Annotated in this window: 7 protein-coding genes; 6 read left to right on the top strand and 1 reads right to left on the bottom strand. The window is 47.1% G+C overall.

The genetic code is table 11. From position 1 onward, the window contains the following. Nucleotides 1–53: 53 nt before the first annotated feature. The 6 genes from FM037_RS24910 to FM037_RS24935 all read left to right on the top strand — a co-directional run bounded on the left by FM037_RS24910 (nt 54) and on the right by FM037_RS24935 (nt 17,067). Nucleotides 54–10,805, top strand: coding sequence for a T1SS-143 repeat domain-containing protein (locus FM037_RS24910; RefSeq protein ID WP_144048219.1), 10,752 nt, complete (start codon nt 54–56; stop codon nt 10,803–10,805). Then, nucleotides 10,802–12,934 carry a type I secretion system permease/ATPase gene (locus FM037_RS24915; RefSeq protein ID WP_144048220.1) on the top strand — a complete coding sequence of 711 codons (2,133 nt, stop codon included), beginning with the start codon at nt 10,802–10,804 and terminating at the stop codon, nt 12,932–12,934. Before FM037_RS24910 ends, FM037_RS24915 begins: the two co-directional genes overlap by 4 nt. 66 nt (nt 12,935–13,000) lie before the next feature. Continuing rightward, on the top strand, nt 13,001–14,314 hold the full coding sequence (locus FM037_RS24920; RefSeq protein ID WP_144048221.1) for an HlyD family type I secretion periplasmic adaptor subunit: 1,314 nt from the start codon (nt 13,001–13,003) through the stop codon (nt 14,312–14,314). 12 nt (nt 14,315–14,326) lie between these two features. Then, nucleotides 14,327–15,622 carry a TolC family outer membrane protein gene (locus tag FM037_RS24925; protein ID WP_144048222.1) on the top strand — a complete coding sequence of 432 codons (1,296 nt, stop codon included), beginning with the start codon at nt 14,327–14,329 and terminating at the stop codon, nt 15,620–15,622. Nucleotide 15,623: 1 nt separating this feature from the next. Then, nucleotides 15,624–16,220, top strand: a complete 597-nt coding sequence (locus FM037_RS24930) for an OmpA family protein (protein WP_144048223.1) — start codon at nt 15,624–15,626, stop codon at nt 16,218–16,220. Nucleotides 16,221–16,530: 310 nt separating this feature from the next. Next, nucleotides 16,531–17,067 (top strand): thioredoxin family protein, encoded by a 537-nt coding sequence (locus FM037_RS24935; protein ID WP_144048224.1) that lies wholly within the window; start codon nt 16,531–16,533, stop codon nt 17,065–17,067. 78 nt (nt 17,068–17,145) lie between these two features. Here the strand turns inward: FM037_RS24935 and FM037_RS24940 are convergent, their stop codons facing one another. Continuing rightward, a complete protein-coding gene (locus tag FM037_RS24940; protein ID WP_144048225.1) occupies nt 17,146–19,836 on the bottom strand; it encodes a TonB-dependent receptor domain-containing protein in 2,691 nt (896 codons plus the stop codon). Nucleotides 19,837–20,248: the final 412 nt, after the last annotated feature.

A 20,248-nucleotide genomic window follows, 5' to 3' on the forward strand; every position in this document is an offset into this window, starting at 1 on the left:
TACTGGCAGGGGTTGTACATAACATTGAAGATGGTCGTCCGGTAAATATCACAGTGACTGACTCTCTTGGAGTCAGTCTGAGTTTTACAGCGACTGTGGTCAACGGTATTTGGCGGGTTAAGGATGCAGACCTGTCATCGCTTGCCGATGGGCAACTTAGCTTATTTGCTACTTCCTCCGATTTTGAAGGCAATATTGCTGTTGCCAACAACACGGTAGAGAAAGATACTCAAGCCGAAATAACCATAGAAATAATCGACGCTGATAAAGTGCTCAATGCTGTTGAGATGACGACAGTAGAACTTAAAGGCACTGTGACAAATGTAGAAGATGGTCAAACTGTCACTGTGACACTGACAGATAACCTCGGCCATACCAGAGAGTTAACAGCCATAGTGGTAGATGGTGTCTGGATCCTTTCCGGAATCGATCTGAGTGAATTCGATGATGGCAGTTTAATCGCCAGTGCCAGTGTTAACGACCTTGCTGGCAATAGCGTATCCGCCGATACCAGTTCTCTTGTGGATATTCTTGCTGACATCAATATGCATGTAGATACCGGCACCGACACAGTCATTAACGCAACCGAGATGCTCAACTTGGATGTTTCAGGCACTGTCACCGATGTGGAGAACTGGCAACAAATTACGGTCACTGTCACAGACCAATTCGGAAACAGTCTAGATTTTATCACTTATGTTTTTTCTGGAAAATGGAAAGTCAATAATGCTGATATCTCAAGCTTGGAAGATGGTCCCCTAGTATTTGAAGCGACGACTTTTGATCAGGCAGGTAACCCCACGTCAACGGTTGACGAAGCATACAAGGAAACAAAAGCCTTTATTAACATCTACGCCATAGATGGAGACGGCGTGCTCAACGGAATAGAATCCAGTAACGCACTATTAGCCGGGTTTGTTCATAATGTTGAAGATGGGCGACCAGTATTAATCACTGTCACTGACAGTTTAGGGACGAGCCTTACTTTCACCACCAGCGTAGTCAATGGGATATGGCGAGTAAAAAATGCAGATCTATCGAGTTTAGTAGATGGAGAGTTATCACTTCAGGCTGATACCTCTGATTTCGAAGGTAACTTTGCTACAGGAACCAATATAGTTGATAAAGACACTAGCCCTGTTGAAGTCACTATAGAAATAATTGCAGGTACTGACGACACACTCAACTCATTTGAAACCCCTATAACAAGTTTACGTGGTCAGACGCTCAATATTGAAGATGGCCAAATAGTCACCATCTCTATCACTGATCAAAACAATCGAACTATGACATTCGAAGCCGTCGTAAAGGATGACTTATGGCAGCTCGACAACCTGGATCTCAGCTTGCTCGCAGATGGTCCTATATCAGCGACGGCTCTTGTCAGTGATATAGCAGGAAATACCGCGACATCCACGGATAATAAGAGCAAAGATGTCACAGCTGATATCGAGTTTAACCCGGCTTCAGAAGATCAAAGTATCAATATATTCGGATCTTTATTCGCTTTTTACAGCGGTGATATTTTAGATATTGAAGATGGTCAAACTGTCACTCTGACCTTTACCGACAGTAGCAACCAAGAACTCATCTTCACCACCATTATCATCGATGGGAAGTGGCAACTTAGCCATCTGGATCTGAGCGTGTTAGCAGACGGTCAGATAAGTGTAACGGCAGAAACCATAGATATTTTTGGCAATCCAGCCAGCGATACCACATCACTGCATAAAGATACTCAGGCACAAGTATCAATTGAAATCATAGATAACGATGGAGTCCTCAATGCCCAGGAAATGAGTTCTGTGCAGATAAGAGGCACAGTCACTAACATCGAAGATGGTCGTACTGTGCTAGTACTCCTATCCGATGGGACGAACACAATCACAGCCACTGCGATTATTTCGGGCGGGGCATGGCAATTAACGGCGCAAGATTTATCCGGTTTTCTAGACGGAGCGCTCATGGCAACAGTTTGGGTCAGAGATGCAGTAGGGAATTTTGCTTCTGACAATACGAGTCTACCTATTGATATTCTTGCTGACATAACTATCAACGTTGATAGCAGTCAAAATGTCAGTGATAGCATCATTAACGCCGCTGAGATGAACAAGGCCGATATCTCGGGCACCACATCGGATATCGAAAATAACCAGACGATCACAGTCACAGTCCGTGATGCCTCCCTCAATGAATTGACCTTTACCACCACTGTCATCAATGGTGTGTGGAATATCAATAATGCCGATCTATCCAGCCTCACAGATGGGCCCCTCACTTTCGAGGCCTCGGCTAGCGATCAAGCGGGCAATTTAGCAACAAGCAGCACATCTGTGCTCAAAGACTCACTCGCCGATATCAGCATACATATTGACAGTGGTAGCGATGAGTTATTATCCAGCAGTGAACTAGGCGCAGTGCTAATTTCCGGGACTACGACCAATATAGAGGTGGGCCGCACTGTTACGGTTAATCTAACTGACTCTGCCGGTAACACACTCTCGCTCAACACCACAATACAAGCCGGCGGGCTATGGTCGATTCCGCTGCAAGACTTTATCGCTTTAGGTTTCGTCGACGGCCTGTTTACCGCCATGGCGACTGTGACTGATCTCGCGGGTAATCCAGCCACGGCTTCGGATACCGCAACGTTAGATACTCAAGTAACCATAGATATAGACACAGGTGCCGATGGCTTCAATGTCGCCCTGTTTATGTATGGCGTACAGGGCTCTCTATCGGGCACTACCACAGGTGTAGAGCAAAACCAGACCGTGACGCTTACTGTCACAGATGGAGTCGATACTGTCACCTTCACCACCTTGGTCAACGCCGATGGAAGCTGGCAGTTTAAGACTTTAGACGTCTCAAGTCTTAATAAAAGCAACACCTGGACCATGGACGTCAATGTCAGCGATCTCGCGGGCAACAGCGCTCAGGATCTGATGCCGACATTGGATCTTCCCGAGACTCATTTTCTGTTTGAGATATTCTTAAACCTAGATCCAACCACCAGCACCACAGTCGACTTAGATATTCCTGATGCAGCATTAAAAATATCGGCGGATCAGGCCAGACTGCTGACCATGACCTCAAATAACCAGGCCCTTAGCATCAATGTCGCCAGTGATGGATTGTCTTTCACCCTGACCCGAGATGGAGATGGTAAGACAGTGATGACAGCAAGCTTAGTCGGTGGTGCTCTACAGGTCACCTTGCATCAAACTATTGATGAGCTAAGCGGTATCAACACCACGACTTACATTCAGCTCGAGGCGCTACAGACTGACACCGATGGCACCACAGAGCAGATTATCACCTATGCCGTACTCAACATCTACGACACACCACCTCTGGCGGTGGATGATGAAGTCAGCATAATAGAAGATGTGATATCTAAGGGCTCCCTGACCGGTAATGATTACACAATAGAAGGGCCCTTGGTCCTGACTAAGATCAGTTACAACGGCACGGATTATCCCATTTCGGCAGGCTCTCCAGCCGTCATAGTCACCCCTCAGGGGACTCTGACGGTACAGAGTAATGGTAGCTGGCAATTTGTAGCAGCAGATAACTTAGACAATACCCAGAGCCAGAATTTCCAGTTTGACTACCATGTACTCGATGTCGATGGCAGTCCAGGCATGGCAACTGCAAATTTCACAGTTGAAGACGGCGCAGCTGGCCAGATGACGGATGTCGTCATTTTTACCCAAGAAGCCGATATAGATGCCAGCCTGAGCCAAAATGAAAACTTCACCATAACCGGTGGTTCGGATGCACTGCTGACATCGAGTCTGGCTTTTAGCTCCCTCACACCCAGGCATTTAGATAACCAGCTATTTACCAGTGGCGGCAAACTCATCAAGTTTGATCTATCCGCCGACGGTAAGTCACTGACGGCATATACCGAAGGCCTGCCCAACATCACCATATTTACACTCGTCTTGAGTAGCGTAAATAATGGCAACGACCTTGATGTTACCGCTATCTACGACCAATTCAGGCCACTGGATCATGATCTCGAAGAGATCTTAGACATAGAGACCCAAATCACCGCCACTGATAGCGATGGAACTGAGATAAGCCTAGGGAACCTGCAATGGCAGATCGCCGACGGCAACAATCCCCAACTGACCAACATCAGCCAACTCACCTTCGCCGAAGATGCCCTTGTCGGGCCGGCATTGCAACAAGCGGGACAGTTCGATGTCTTGGTAGGCAGTGATGCCATCACTTCGGTGACCTTCTCCGATATCGGCCAACAACCGGCTTTAACTGCAGGTGGCCAGACTATTGCTTACAGCCTCAGCGCTGATGGCCTGACTCTGACGGCACACACTGGCGATATCGCTAACCCGGTATTTGTCATAGTGTTAACACAAAACTGGAATGCAGAGACCGACAGTCTGAATCAGGATTACACCATCACGCTACATCGCGCCTTCGATCAAGTTGGTAGTGAAAATGTCGACTTAAAACTCACTGTCACGGATTTCGATGGCGACAGCACTCAGGCAACGCTGACCATGACGGTCAATGACGCTAGTGCGGCGACCATAGATAACATCAGCCTGAGTGTGAGTGAATTGCCCTCGGTTACGGCCTTCGATAATGATGATAGTGGACTATTTAACGTCAATGCCAGTAAGGATCCCATTGTCGATGTGCTGTTCGACGTTATCGATGGAGCAGAGGTCAAAAATACTGACGGCAGCACATTGACCCAAAATGGTGAAGCCATTCACTGGGTGATCAAAGATGGCGGCGCCAGAGTTGAAGGGATGACCAGCAGTGGTGAACTCGTGTTTACCATCACCTTGCCCTTAAACATCAATATAGGAGCGGGTACCAGCGGCACTATCGCTATCGATTTTACCTTACTCGGTCCCATCGACCACTTAGGTTCAGCCGACCTGATGGACACACTGGCAGTAAACGTCAAAGTTATCGACAGCGACAACACTACGGCGACGGGCCAGGTCAGCATAGATATCTATGACGGCAAAGAAGCCATATTACCCGAGCCAGTTGCCCTGCACATGACAGAGGGAAACCTCACCACCTCTAGCGTCATTTCCACCAGCGAAATAATGAATACCCTTTCAGGTGGCGACGATATAGCCAGTATAGAGCTAGCCGATGGCTTCACCTTAGGGGCATATAAGAGTGCAGGACAAGACATCAATTTAACCGGAACTGCGGATGGCAACGGCTGGTATACCGCCACACGAGACGTCGATGGCCAAACCGTGTTTCAAATTAGGTTTGGTGTCGATGGCAAGGTCGAATATAAACAATTCCTCTCTTTAGATCACGCCGATGCCAATGGAGAGAATGACTTAGATATCATCTTCCAAGTCCAGGCCCTGGATGCCGATGGTGATAAATCGACAAGCCAGACTGTCACTGTGACTGTGACCGATGACGTACCCGACGCTACCGCAAAAACTTTATCGTTTTTCGAATCAGCGAACGACGTCCACACGGTACAGATGTTCTCAACAAACGAACAAGGCGCAGATGGTGCCAGCGCCACTAAGGTCATCTATAAGGGAGTCGAATATGACATAGGTGTCACCATAGATCTGATGACAGATGCTAATCCAACGGCGGTAAAATATGGAGAGCTTGTCGTCGATGCCAATGGTTTAGCGACCATCACCTCATTCGAATTCGTCTACGCCGATCCCCAGTTTAGCGAGGTGGTCAGCATACGAGTTACCGACGCCGATGGTGATATCGTCATCGATACCTTGACCATCACCGCCAAAGATCAACTCGGTTCAGTGAAAGTATTCACCACAGATTTTGTCGAAGATACCACAGGCACTGTTGCCGTTCAGGCCTCTCCAGGTGATATTGATGCAGGCGAAGTCATTACCAGTCTGGTGTTCGATACTGCCGCTCTTCAGGGTGGAATACTCTTATTAGAGGGAGTCGAGCTGCCAAAAGATGGTATGGGTAACTATATTCTGTCGGGCAGTAATCTCAACATCGACGGACTTACGGGCGTCGCAATTCCCAACGGAAACTTGACCTATACTCCTGCAGAGGATGCATCAGATGCTACTGTGACGGCATTTTTTGATATTACCGTTAACATAGCCGGCAAAGGCCCTATCACCACCAGCGTCCCTATCACCATAGTCTCAGTGGCCGACGTGCCAGTATGGGACAACGCCAGCATATTTAGCTATAGCCTAGATGAAGATGACTCGGGCATAGCACTAACACTGGATGCGAATTCAAAAGATGAGAATGGTGTCGATGCCCAGGGCTCTGAGACCATCTCCTATATCATCACTAATATTACATCTGGTCTGACTCTAAATTCAGTCGGCGTCCCGATCACCGAAGGCATGACCATCAGTCAACATCAACTTGACAGCTTGGTCGCCGAAATCGGCGCTAACCTAGCCGGAAGTTTCACCTTCAACATTCAGGCTATGACCACCGAGAGTGACAATAGCGATACGGCACTAAGTAACATAGAGACAGTGACATTAGACGTCACCCCGATAGCCGATAAACCCACGCTCACCACCCGGGATATTCGCAGTGAAGAAGATGCCCCTATCCTGCTTAAAGATATTATCTCGGGAGAGCTAACCGATAATTCAGGCTCCGAAACCTTAAGCTATGAATTTACTTTGCCCGACGGCTGGTCTCTACAGGGAGATTCTGTGGTCGATCTTGGCGGCGGAGTCTGGACAGTATTAGCAATAGATGTACTCTCGGGCAATGCAAAACTGCTACCCGCCGTTGATGTCAGTTCGGCAAATGTCGGTGATTTCAGCATCACTATTCGCAGTTTTGCCACAGAGTCGATCCAAGATGGTATCGATCCCAAAGATAAGGTATTAAATCCAAACCCTAACTACAGCGATCCCGATACCATCACCATCTCTCTTAAAGGCGTCGCTAACGATGCTCCTACCATCAATGCTGACCCCGCAGTTTGGAGCATAGATAATGGCACAGGGGTGATATCCAGCGTCGTTAATTTCAATGAAGATCAAAATATCCCACTCGATTTTAGCATAGTCACCTCAGATGACGACGGCTCAGAGACATTGGATCTGCGCATAGAAGGCTTACCACTAGGGGTCATTTTTGTCGACGCCGGGGGAACTCCCGTGAACTTACCTGTGGTCGAATTCATCAATGGACAGCCTGTCTATGGTGTATCGGCCGCACTATTGGCCACCCTCAGCTTACAGCCAGTAGAAGATTTCAGTGGCCAAATCATTTTAACCATCTTTGTCGAGTCTACCGAGCTAGATGGCGACTCTTCCGACTATGAGCTGACCCTGAATATCGCTATAGCTCCAGTGATAGATGCCAACTCCGCATCTCTGGCCACCACGAGTTATGGTCTGGAAGATCATGCCATCCCACTGGACTTAACCCCGTTTATGGGCGCCGACTTAGATGGCAGTGAAACAGTAACGGGACTTATCATTCCGCTTCAAGGAGGCTCAGGCTTTATCCTCACCTTAGATGGCACCGAAGTCACGATTCCCATATCGGGCCTGGATGTCAGCAGCCTACTCGATAGCACCAGCCCGGATATTGAATCCTTGTTAGCCTCGGGTCGACTGGCCGTGGTTCCTCCACTGGATGCCGATGGCAGCTTTAGTTTCGATATTCAATACCAAATCACAGATACATCCGAGACAGGTGAAACCATAAGCGAATACGTCTCCTCTCAAGTGACTGTCATCGTCGATGCTGTGGTCGAGGCGAACACCCATCTTCAGGCTAATCATACCAACCTGATTAGCACAGACGGCAACGCCATCGATCTCACTAATCAGGTATTATTTTACGATGAAGATATCGATGGATCAGAAGTACTCGATTATGTCGTTATCATAGTGCCTAGCGGAGATGGCTGGTATATCAGTCACCCCAATGGCGCCATCAATGATGGTGACGGACGTTGGATAATTCCGGTCGACGGTATGACCAATGACACTACACAGGAATACGCCTTAGATATCCTTGCTGGGGCGACAATCATCAGTGAATTTGCCACGGGTCTGCAATTAATTACCGTCGAAGCCAGAGTATTGGACAGGGATGATGCCGACATTATCAGGGCTAACTTCTTCGTCCAATTTGATCAAGATGCAGGCACCAGCACGGCTACTGCAGTAGACCCATTACAAGCCACCCCGGCCGATGCCATCGAAGATAATGTTATAGATTTTTCGGGCCATCTCAACCTGAGCATCACCTCTGATATGAACGATCAGATAAGCTTCAGGGTCTTGGCCTCAGACCTCCCTCAGGGGGGCTACTTTACCGGCGCTGATGTCAGAGCCGTTTACGACTCCAGCGGCGAACACGTTATCGAATATGTGTTTACCTCAGCCTCACTGGTAAACCTGCAACTGCACAACATTAGTGCTGATTATGCTGGCGAGCTTAATATTCCTATCCGCATCATAGCCACAGACACCATAAGCGGTGATACTCAGATCGACGACACTCAGGTGCTGGAAATAGAAATAGTCCCCAGAGTCGATGGCGCTTCATTGACTATCACCAACAAGACTATGCTGGAAGATCAACCTATCCCCCTAGGGATAACCCTTAGCTTCCGGGACTCAGATTCCAGTCCAACAACGGGTGGAAATGAAACCCTTATTTTCAACGATGCTGGCAAGCCTATCTCAATCACCTTCCTCGATGGTGGTGGCTTAAACGATCCATCCGGACTCTGGGTTCTGAAAGCTGGCACCACAGATACTTACCTGTTCGGTGGTAACAATCTAGCTACGCTCAACGCCTCTCTGGCACTGATTCAGTTTGTGCCCCCTGAACACCTGAGTGGTAATTTCCGTTTCAAACTTGCGGGAACCTTAATCGATACCGCTAGCATCAATGGTAGCGACGTCACCCATGAGGCGAGTTTCGAAAATATCACCACTATCACAGTCATACCAGTAACCGATGCCGCCGACATGCCCACCACGACGCAGACTCTGACTGGGCTCGAAGACTCAGACATAGACCTATCAGCACTAGCCAATGGCTCAATAGGCCTCATAGATCTAGATGGATCGGAAGTGATCTTCTTGACCCTACATGGGGTTCCGGAAGGTGCTGTACTTTATTACCGAGATGGCGGGAACCTAGTACAACTCCCCAACAATGGGGTCGATGGCGGTAGCTTCGATGGCAGTCCCACTTATTCCTGGTCGGTAACTCAAGCTCAGCTAGCTAATCTGGTCATGAGACCGCCTCAAGATTTCAATGGCGACATCCCATTATCAATCCAGGCCATCACTCAGGAAATAGGCACTAATGACTTTGTCACTACTTCGACCGATATCATAATCGGTGTCTCTCCAGTAGCCGACGGTGTGCAGATTATTCAGGCTCCAGACAGCCTCTACAGCAGTCTCGAAGATGAGATAATCGTTATCGATCTAGAAGCAGAAGCATTGGAGTTATCCGGGAGCGAGCTGCTGCAACTCACCATAACAATCACCTCAGCAGATGCCTCCGCCTTGGTGGATCTCGACGGTATCAAGGTAGGCAGTGACTTCGTCTCCTTCACCGATCTCGGCGGCGGTGTCTTTAGCGCAAGTTTACTGATATCGGCAAGCAACCTCTCTGAGTTTGAATTGCATCCAGGTAACCTTGCCTTCGGTACTTTAAACGTGCAGATGGATATCGCCTCAGTCGACAGCGCCACGGTTCTGGGTACCAATGAAACTGACACCAGCGCACCGCAAATCTTTAATTTTGTTATCGAAATCGAACCTGAAGTTGATGCACCAATCTGGACTCAGGTGGGCGATATTATCGCTAATGATCCTAACGATGTATCTCTGAACTTAGGCGTCGAGCTACAAAACCCTGCGGCCACAGAAACGGGAAATATGAGTATATTTGGCCTCCCCGATACCATGACCCTGTCTGCAGGCAATAAAGTAGGCAACAAGTGGATAGTCAATCTGGATGACCTAACCGATCTTAAGGTTATCGGGGCCGTCGATGGCGATACTTTCCAGCTGTATTTAGAACCTATTGCCGAACTCAATGGCGATACCGCGCTCGGCACTCTGCGCATCATCACAGTCACAGTCGATATCAACGCAGTCATGATGCTAAGCATCCCAGCAACAAACTTGTTGAGCAGCCAACAAGATATTATGGGCTCACAAGATATGATAGAGAGTCGAGCAGCCATAAAAGACAGCCTCTTATCCAGCGAGTCCTACGAGATAATCAATAGGCATGTCGATGATGAAGCGCCTCTGTATTCGGTTAGCCCAGACCTTAATATTGCTTTTGACACTGGTTCTAATACTGGCTCAGATACAGAATCTAAGCAGACATTGGATGATGAAGCGCCTCTGTATTCGGTTAGCCCAGACCTTAATACTGGTTTTGGCACTGGTTCTAATACTGACTCAGATGCAGAATCTAAGCAGACATTGGATGATGAAGCGCCTCTGTATTCGGTTAGCCCAGACCTTAATACTGGTTTTGGCACTGGTGATAATACTAGTTCTTATACTGGCTCTAAGTTGACTCCGGACGATGAATCCCCCAGCTATCATGTATCCGACAGTAACCAGCAAGCAACAGAAACAGAATTGACCCAAGCATTATTAGCCGAGTCCATAAGACGTTCACTGTCACAGGATGAGGCGCCGCTCTACCACACATCCCAAAGCCAACCTGAATCAAACAATACCCAGACTTTACCCTTTGCTGATGGGGCAAGCCGGGAGGCCCTCAACAATCTGCAAGATGAGATTAACTTAATGAGCCAACTAACATGATAGAGACTGAGTCAGGTTACGATCCTCTTTTAGCTGTCATCTTAGTCACTAACCGACAACTCGGGCTACAAGTCGATAGTGAGCGAATCACATCGGGCATAGCTTTGGTCAAAGGTAAGCTCACTTTAGACTCGATAGCCGATGCCTTCATCAATGCCGGAATTGATGCCGCTCCCCAGAGCCTGCCAGTTAAGAAGATGGCGCTGCCGGCTCTGGTTTTCAACAAACAAAAACACCCTTTCTATCTCGATAGCAAAGATGGATCGACACTGACACTCTACGATATTGAAGGACAGAAATGCACCTTAACTATGACTGAGTTTCAACAGGGCTTTCTTCATGATTCCTGGTATCTATCGCGCAAAGCCGAGCCTGATGAACGAGCAAAAGAAAACAGCATTCAAACATCGAGACATTGGTTAGTCGCCGCATTCGATGAAGTAAAGCCATTCTATATGAGCTTCCTGTTGGGCTCCCTCGCGATCAACATCCTCGCTCTGGTCACTCCCTTATTCACCATGAATGTGTACGACAGAGTCGTGCCCAACCAAGCCATGGATACCTTATGGGTGCTGGCTACCGGGGCTTCGATTGCTATAGCCTTCGACTGGCTACTCAGACAGGCTAGAACTCGTTTGGCAGATGTGGCGGGAAAAGAGGTCGATATCAGGCTATCTAACCTGCTATTTCGTAAAGTCTTGGGCATGCGTCTGGAGCATAGGCCCGCATCATCGGGCGCCTTTGCCAAACAGTTACAAGAATTTGACAGCATTCGGGAATTTATCACTTCGGCCACCTTAGTGACCGCAGTTGACCTTCCATTTACCTTGCTGTTTCTGATACTCATCGCCTGGTTGGGTGGCTATATGGTGCTAGTTCCTATCACCTGCATGGTGTGTTTATTGGTGATCAGCTTTTTCATGCAAAAGAAACTGATGGCCAGTATCGAGAACAGTTCTAAGTTCTCGACTCAACGTCAGGCACACCTGATCGAAATCCTCAATATGTTAGTGGAAACCAAGCAAAATAACGCTGAGGCTAAGGCGAAACACACCTGGGAAGACACCATCAAGAATTTGGCCGATTGGCAAAATGAGTCCCGCATTGCCTCTAATACCTTGACCCATAGCGTGATGAACAGCCAGCAACTGGTCACCATAGGACTGATTCTCACTGGTGTATATCAGATCTACGAAGGTAACCTGAGCATGGGTGGACTGATCGCTATCGTCATGCTTAGCGGCCGAGCCTCCAACGCCATCAATCAAATAGCCATGTTGTTGCTGAAATTTAAGCAAACCCAATCTGCGATAGTGGCTGTAGACTCCATTTTAGCGCTACCTCAGGAGCAGAATAATAGTTTAACTTCATCATCAAAAGTCCCCTTCGATGGCTCTATCACCTTACGTTCGGCGAGTTTCAGTTATCCGGACCAGCCGATACCTGCATTCAACGATTTAACCGTGACAATCAAGCCTGGTGAACGGATCGGCCTCTTCGGTCCGGCAGGCGCAGGCAAGTCTAGCCTGCTAGCGGCAATGGCCGGACAATATCAGCTGACTTCGGGGCAACTTTTCTACAATCAACTGGAAGCCCGCCAATGGTCTACGGCAAAGATACGTGACCATATTGGCTATATGTCCCAGCAACCTAACCTAATCTATGGAAGTGTGTTGGATAACCTACTTTTTGGCCTCAAAAATGTCGATGAAAATTTGCTGGCTAAGACCTTATTAACCACGGGAATAGACAAGTTGATGGATCGTCTCGGCAGTGGGCTGGATAGCCAAGTCGGTGAATTCGGACGTCAGCTCTCTGGAGGTCAGAGACAGGCCATATCATTCTGTCGCGCACTGCTTAGGCAACCTAAGCTGCTGCTGCTGGATGAACCCACCAGCGCCATGGATGAGCGCGCAGAGAATCAGATCATCGCCTGCCTTAAATCTCAGCCCAGAGACTGCACTATGGTCATCTCCTCCCACAACCCTAAGGTGCTCAGTATTTGCGACCGCATCTTAGTGATGGATAAGGGCGGATTGATCACAGAACAAACACCAACAGATATGGCTAACTCGAGTAAACGTCGCATCAAGGCGGTGACTATTAGACCCAGGGAGGATCTAGCATGATGAGAGTTCATAAGTTAGCACAGGCTTACTCAGACAGATTCTACTTCCAGAAAAGAGGGCTAGTTTATGGGTGCTAACCTTCATGTTAAGCACCTTGAAGGTGCCAAACGCGCTAATCGACTCATACTCATAGTCCTGGCGCTCATTGTTAGTACATTAGTTTGGGCCCACTACGCCACATTAGAGGAGGTCGTCATCGGCCAGGGAAAAGTGGTTCCCACCCTTGCAGTGCAACAGATCGAGAGTCTGGATGGCGGAATATTGAAACAGGTATTAGTCAGCGAGGGGGAGATAGTAAAAACGGGTCAGGCCTTACTGATACTCGATGAACTAAGATTCGCTTCGGCTTTCGATGAAGCCCAACTGAGTCGTAATGCATTACGCCGTCAACAGGCGCGTCTCGAAGCCGAGTTAAAGAGCGTAACCATAGATAAATTAGCTAGCCATTGGTTAGCTAAAATCACCGTAACTCCACAAACTATCGAAGTGATCGATGATGAACCGAGTCTGAGATCCCAGGCAATATTCCACTCCCGTCTATCACAGCTTAACGCTCAACTCGATCAGGCCGAGCAAGCTGTTGAACAAAAGATACAGGCCCAGGAAGAGAACCGTATCACCACACGGGCTCAAATTAGCGGTTTAAAACTGGTCCGCAAGGAGATAGCCATGACCAGAGAGGCGGTCAATGAAGGCGCAGTCGCAGAATTGGAACTACTCAAGCTAGAACGTGATGAGATAAGACTCGAAGGGGAGCTATCAGCGTCAAAAGCTATGGCGCGTCAACTGAAGGCGGTGAAGAGCCAGGCAATAGGTCAGAGACTCACCTTAGCCCTGGACTTTCGTAACAGAACCGAAGCCGAACGCAACGAAGTGATCAATGAGCTCGCGGGTCTACAGGAGAGCATCAAGACACTCGCCGATAGGTTGGAACGCACAAAAATAGCATCACCAATAGATGGCAAGGTCACCAATATTCTCATCCGCTCATTGGGCGCTGTAGTGGAACCCGGTGAATCCATCATGGCTATCGTACCGTCCGATGGCGCCTTGATTGTCGAGACTCGCATAGCCCCAAAAGACATTGCCTTCGTACATACGGGACTCGAAGCCACGGTAAAATTTACCGCTTATGACTTTGTCATCTATGGTGGCCTGAAGGGCGAAGTCATCTATGTCAGCGCCGATGCCCAGCAACTAGAAGATGGCACCACCTACTACGAAGCCCATATTAAAACCAATGAGAACATGCTTAATGGCTGGCCGATTATCTCAGGGATGCAGGCTAGCACAGATATTCTTACGGGAAAGAAAACCGTTTTAAATTATTGGCTAAAGCCACTCTTACGCGCAAAAGCCAATGCGTTACGTGAACCATAAGGTACGGATACAATGAGAAAACTTATACTCATCCCACTATTAGCACTTTCTAGCCAGACACAGGCGATGACGCTGGAACAGTCTGTGGCTGAAGCAATCAATCATCACCCCTTATTGCAACAAAAATATGCCGCATTCGAGGCCGCAATCAGATATAAGCGTGCCGCAGTGGGTGATTACTTACCTCAGGTACGCTTGTATGGCGGAGTAGGTTACGAAGATGTCCGTTTTAACAGTGGCCAGAGAATCGATAGTGAGCTGACACGCACGGAGATTGGGGTGAAAGTATCTCAACTTATTTTCGATGGCTTCAGAACTACATCTGAGATCGACAGGCTCGAATTTGAGAAAGAAGCGGAACGATTTGGTCTCATCTCAGAGGCTGAAAACCTGAGCCTTGAGGTTAGCCGAGTCTACCTTCAGCTTATTATGGCTAATAAAATAGTCGGGCTTGCCGAGCAAAATATCGAAGAACATAAACAAATCCTTAAGAATATCCAGTCGAGAGAGAACAGAGGCTTAAGCAGTGAATCTGATGTTGCCCAGGTCAGGGCCAGGCTCGCGACGAGCCAATCTGGCTACTTAGCAGCACGCCATAACCAGATGGATATGCAGGCTAAATATTACGATCTTGTCGGTGAGCTCCCCAAAGATCTTATCAACCCTAAACCTGATTTCGAATATGTCCCTAGCACCCTCTCCTACGCCTTGGAACAAGCCGTTAGGAATCATCCCGAGATCGATGCAGCTATCTCAGACACCCAAGCTGCCAGCGCTCAGCATGAGCGGGAAAAGAGCGACTTCTGGCCTAAGCTTTCTTTAGAACTACAAGCCAACAAGAATGACAATATTGGCGGTATCGAAGGCCCGGACGAAGATGCCAGAGCCATGTTGATGCTCAGTTACGATATCTTTAATGGTGGATCTTCAATAGACAGAACCGAAGCCGCATCATGGCGTTACCAACAGGCGATGGCTGTGAGGGAAAATACAGAGAAACAGGTGGTCGAAAGCACGCGCCTGGCCTGGAACTCCTATGACTTTGTCGGTCAACAGCGTAGCTTTTACCGGGTAAATGTCGATCAAGCCGTGATTGCAGAAAAGGGTTACATCAAACAATTCGAACTTGGAAGACGCTCACTACTCGACGTATTAGATGCAAAAGTAGAAGTGTTTCTGGCTCGAAAAAATTATATCAATGCTCATCATAACTACCATATTGCAGCCTATAGGCTAATCAATGCGACGGGACAGTTAATGGAATCATTCAGAATCGATAAGCCGACGACCTGGAAAGAGGATGAATAGAATGAACAATACAATAACAGGTTTGCTTATCGCACTGACTCTGGGCTTAGTAACGGGCTGCGCTCAAACAGCTGAACCTTATGCGGCTCAAGCTCAAAGCAGAGATCTATTAGACACAGATAATGACGGCGTGATCAATGCCAGAGACAATTGCGGGCAAACCACAACTGGCGCCATGATTACTAATGATGGCTGCCCCAAAAATCTCAATCAAGTTATAGAAAGAACTAAGGTGATCATGTTCAATTTCGACAGTTCACGTCTATCAAAGAATGAAGTCGACAAGATCACTGAGCTGTTACACAAGTTGATGAATTTACCTGAAGCTAAACTAGTGCTCATAGGCGATACCAGTCCGGAAGGTAGCGACAGTTATAACCATGCCCTGGCTCAACGCCGCGTAGATACCATACACGATATTGCTAAAGAGATAGGCTTTCCGACTCAGAGTATTATCAGCCAAACCTATGATCAGAGCGACCGAACGCCGACATCTATCTCAGGAAGAGAACACAGACTGATTGCCGTAGCTCAGTGGCAAGAATCGGGCACCCAGATGATGTGGAATATCTTCACCTCTGAGAAAAAAAATAGATAATATTCGACAGCTGCAGCGAGCTCCAGACACCTCAGCCAATATGAGATAAGTTTGGAGCTATTTCTTATACATTACTAAAGATATTATCCCTCCAAATATAGAACGCCTCTAGCCATCCCCCTAGCTCTACCACCACTAGATCTCTTAGTGATGACTTTTGTGATCGACGCCGCTAAATACGATATTAAGATGTGATCTAACCAAGCATTATTCAGTGTCATTCTTCTCCCCACTACCACTAAATGCTTAAATAGCCTTAAAGCTCGTATCAAACGAAGCTAGTCATTTCCCCCGAGCCTGAGGTATTATCATGAATCAGAACATCAAGGCATTACTTGCCACTACAGCCCTCTTTTTTAGCTGCCAGACTCTGGCAAGCAGTGGCTGTGCATTCGAAGATGAGCAAGATGGCTTTATCGCCACATGCAGCGAGGAGAAACAAGAAGTGATATTAACCGGATTAGTAGCAGCACAAACATTGGTCACCGAACTCGATGACTTTACTGAAGGCTATAAAGAGTATCAGGTAGATACAGCGGCGATAACTCCACTTAAGTCACTTAAGGTTCCAACTGAAATCATTGTGATTATTGGCACTTGGTGCCCGGATTGTCATCGTGAGACACCGCGTTTCATCCGTATCATGGAAGAGCTGAATAACCCGAACATTAAGGTGACTTATATCGGCATAGATCGCACTAAGACAGATCCAGAAGGCTTAGCTGCCCAATATGAGTTTAGCCGTATCCCTACTTTCATCGTGATGCAAAAAGGCGAAGAGATTGGCCGAATAGTAGAACGTCCAGAAGTTTCATTAGAGATCGATTTGGCTAAAATTCTAAACTAATCTAATTTAGAATTAAAAAAGAAAGGCACTCGATGAGTGCCTTTTTACATTTTAAAATATCTAGTTAGCTAATCAAAATTAGAATGATTGACTAAATGACACCCAGTAAGAGCGGCCTATGATGTCATAGATACTTGACTCATAATCACCACCAGCATCGAATCTTGGATCTTCATCGGTCAGGTTGTTAATACCCGCAGAGATAGTGTTGTTCCAAGGCATAGTGTATGAATAACTTAGTGTATGGTATACGATCGAATCAATTTGGTAGTTAGAACCATTATCATTCTTGTCACCAGTAGACTGGTGATCGATATAATCCGCTTGATAGAACAAGCTATGATCGCCCACTAAGTAGTTAGCGGTAAAGTTTACCCGATCATCCGGATAGTCCTCGGTACCACTCCAGTTGCGAGACATGGTCTGCACGCCACCTTCAGGGCTTGAATCTGTGTACTTAATGTAGTGAGACCAGGCAAGGCCTAGCTTAAAGTCACCCATTTCAGTTTCAAAGGTTGATGCAAACTTAGTATCAACGCCTTGACGCTCACTCAGACCAATGTTTTGCAAAACGTTAGTCATACCAGTCAGCTTACCCGCACCATTTTGAGATACAGATGTACCAGGATAGATAACACTGACATCGGGGCGAGGCTGAGCAGCTGCATCGGCCGCTTCCCAAAGCTCAGCCTGAGTTCGAGTGATCTCACTATCGATAAGTGTCGAAATAAGACCTTCAGTTTCAAGTGACCAGTAATCCACTGACATGTTGAAGTTATCGGTAATATCCCACACCATGCCTATGTTATAGCTTTCAGACTCTTCTGGACCTAAGTTTTCATTACGACCAACAGAGACAGGTACATTGTCTTCGATATCACAACCATCGATGCCCAAGCCATCTTCATAACACTTAAGGTAGTTAGTCACATCGTTATAACCAACACTGGTAGATTGATTTAGATCTTCCAAAGTTGGTGCTCTAAAACCTGTACCCCAAGATGCGCGTAGTAACAAAGGTTCTAACACATTATAGCGAACAGAAACTTGTGGGTTAAACGTGCCGCCAAAGTCAGAGTACTCATCATAACGAGCAGCAAGATTAACCTCTAAATTGTCCAGAACAGGGAAAGCCATCTCCATAAATACGGCTTTGACATCTCGCTCACCGCTACCACCGGCTCCACCACTACCACCAGCAATTAAACCCGCCTCATCGAGGGCATCAACTTGTGAATCTAGCTTCTCTTCGCGGTAGGCCGCGCCGACATACAGACCAGTAGCTCCACCTGCAAGTTCAAACAGCTCGAAACTAAGACCACCATCGATTTCTAATGCACTACTAGTCAGACGAGCATCTGAGTTAGCCGTGGCACCGCTAGGCATTTCTGAGTTTGGATCTCGTGGATCCCAACCTTCAAATGAATTTGTATCATCATCCCAGGCACCAACTAAATCAGTAGTCGCGCCTTTTAGTTGATAGCCTGTTCCCCACTTAAATACGTCATACTTGTTGTACGAAACTGACGCATTCCAATCGAAGCTATCTGTTGTACCATCGAGACCGACTAAGAAATCATAGATACTATCGGTACTTTCACGAACGCGGTTTCCAGCGGTATCGAAACGATATAGCATAGCGCCGCCTTCAGGTACTGCACGTAAGTCTAGCCCTTCCGCAGTAGTGTAAGCAGGCATAGCTTGTGGGAAGCTGATATAACCAGGAATTGGCGCCGAAATATCAGTGGTCTTATTTGATGCCCAGTAGGCACGCGCAGTAAGCTGAATATCTTCACTCAGCTCATAAGAATACGACAGTAGTGTAGATGTACGCTCTTGATCGACATCATTATAGGCAGCTTTTGTATAGTCATAGGCACAAGAAGTCTCGCCAGCATATTTACTATCACCCAGTGGACCGGTGAAGTTATCACCATAAACATCGGCACAGTTTAAGTCAGAATTGGTAAACGGAGTTTGATATTCCCAGCCGCCATTTGGCCCCATGTCTAGTGTACGACCGGTTTGGCTTAAACCAATCCAACTTCTATAATCACTCGGATCTTGTCCATCTTTTACGTGGGCAGCAGTATAAGGACGTTCAGCAAAGGTAATGCCTGACTTCTTAAAATGCTCAATAGTGAACATCAAGTTACCTTTATCTGAACTCAGGCCACCAGTGAAAGAAGCAGAGTGATTATCACCGCCGCCATCGGCATCCGGCTCTTCGGCGCGAACTTTAACTTCGACACCTTCAAAGTCTTTCTTCAAGATAATGTTAATAACACCAGCAATAGCATCGGTACCATAAATCGCAGAGGCGCCGTCGGATAAGATCTCGATACGCTCAACTGCCGCCGTTGGAATGGTGTTGATGTTAGTTGCGCCGCCACCCAATACAGGCGACTTGGCCATGCGCTTACCATCGAGCAGCGTCAGTGTGTGACTGGCTGCGGCACCTTTAAGCTGAATCGTCGCTTGAGAAGACCAGCTGTTGTTCGATGTTCCGCCGTAAGAACCAAATGAGTTCAATGTTGAAGCGCGCAAAGCATCACCCACGGTTGAGAAACCAGCGTTGGCCATATCTTCAGCGGTAATAGTGGTTACTGGGCTTGCGCCTTCCATATCGACACGCTTGAGGCGTGAACCGGTAACTTCGATACGCTCTACAGTATCTTCATCATTTTCTACAGCATATACGGGTGCTGAAAGTGCTACGACTCCACCACAAGCCAAGCTGACTAGCTTAGCAACTTTATTAAATTTCATACTTCCATCTCCCAAGAATATATTTTTTATAGGTCCTATGCTCAGTCAACTTTGATTGCAGAAACCAAAAAGCAAACAACAACAAAACATGGCAACAACATTTGTATCACATAATGTATTTTGTATGCAATATATCATTGCAAGGCGAAAGTTGGATTAATGCAGAGTTTTAGAGTATTTATGCAACTCACTAAAGCTTGGGTAATTCTGATAAGAAGTGACTAATGACGGAGGGTTAATCAGTTGAAAGCAGTGAATTATTGGCTTTGCTGAACAAAAAAGCCTAACCTTTTACAATCAGCTAGCGCTAAAGAAATCATCTGTAAGTGGCTAAAAGTCACTATAAATGCAGTAGGTATAAAAAGTATCTAAATATGTCTAAATGGAATAAAGACTAAAATGAAGGAAAACA

The sequence above is a fragment of the Shewanella psychropiezotolerans genome, from assembly GCF_007197555.1.
Taxonomy (GTDB): Bacteria; Pseudomonadota; Gammaproteobacteria; order Enterobacterales; family Shewanellaceae; genus Shewanella; species Shewanella psychropiezotolerans.

Coding starts and splice junctions, on each gene's coding strand:
- FM037_RS24920 (WP_144048221.1), top strand. CDS start 13,001: ATGGGTGCTAACCTTCATGTTAAGCACCTTGAAGGTGCCAAACGCGCT.
- FM037_RS24915 (WP_144048220.1), top strand. CDS start 10,802: ATGATAGAGACTGAGTCAGGTTACGATCCTCTTTTAGCTGTCATCTTA.
- FM037_RS24935 (WP_144048224.1), top strand. CDS start 16,531: ATGAATCAGAACATCAAGGCATTACTTGCCACTACAGCCCTCTTTTTT.
- FM037_RS24940 (WP_144048225.1), bottom strand. CDS start 19,836: ATGAAATTTAATAAAGTTGCTAAGCTAGTCAGCTTGGCTTGTGGTGGA.
- FM037_RS24930 (WP_144048223.1), top strand. CDS start 15,624: ATGAACAATACAATAACAGGTTTGCTTATCGCACTGACTCTGGGCTTA.
- FM037_RS24925 (WP_144048222.1), top strand. CDS start 14,327: ATGAGAAAACTTATACTCATCCCACTATTAGCACTTTCTAGCCAGACA.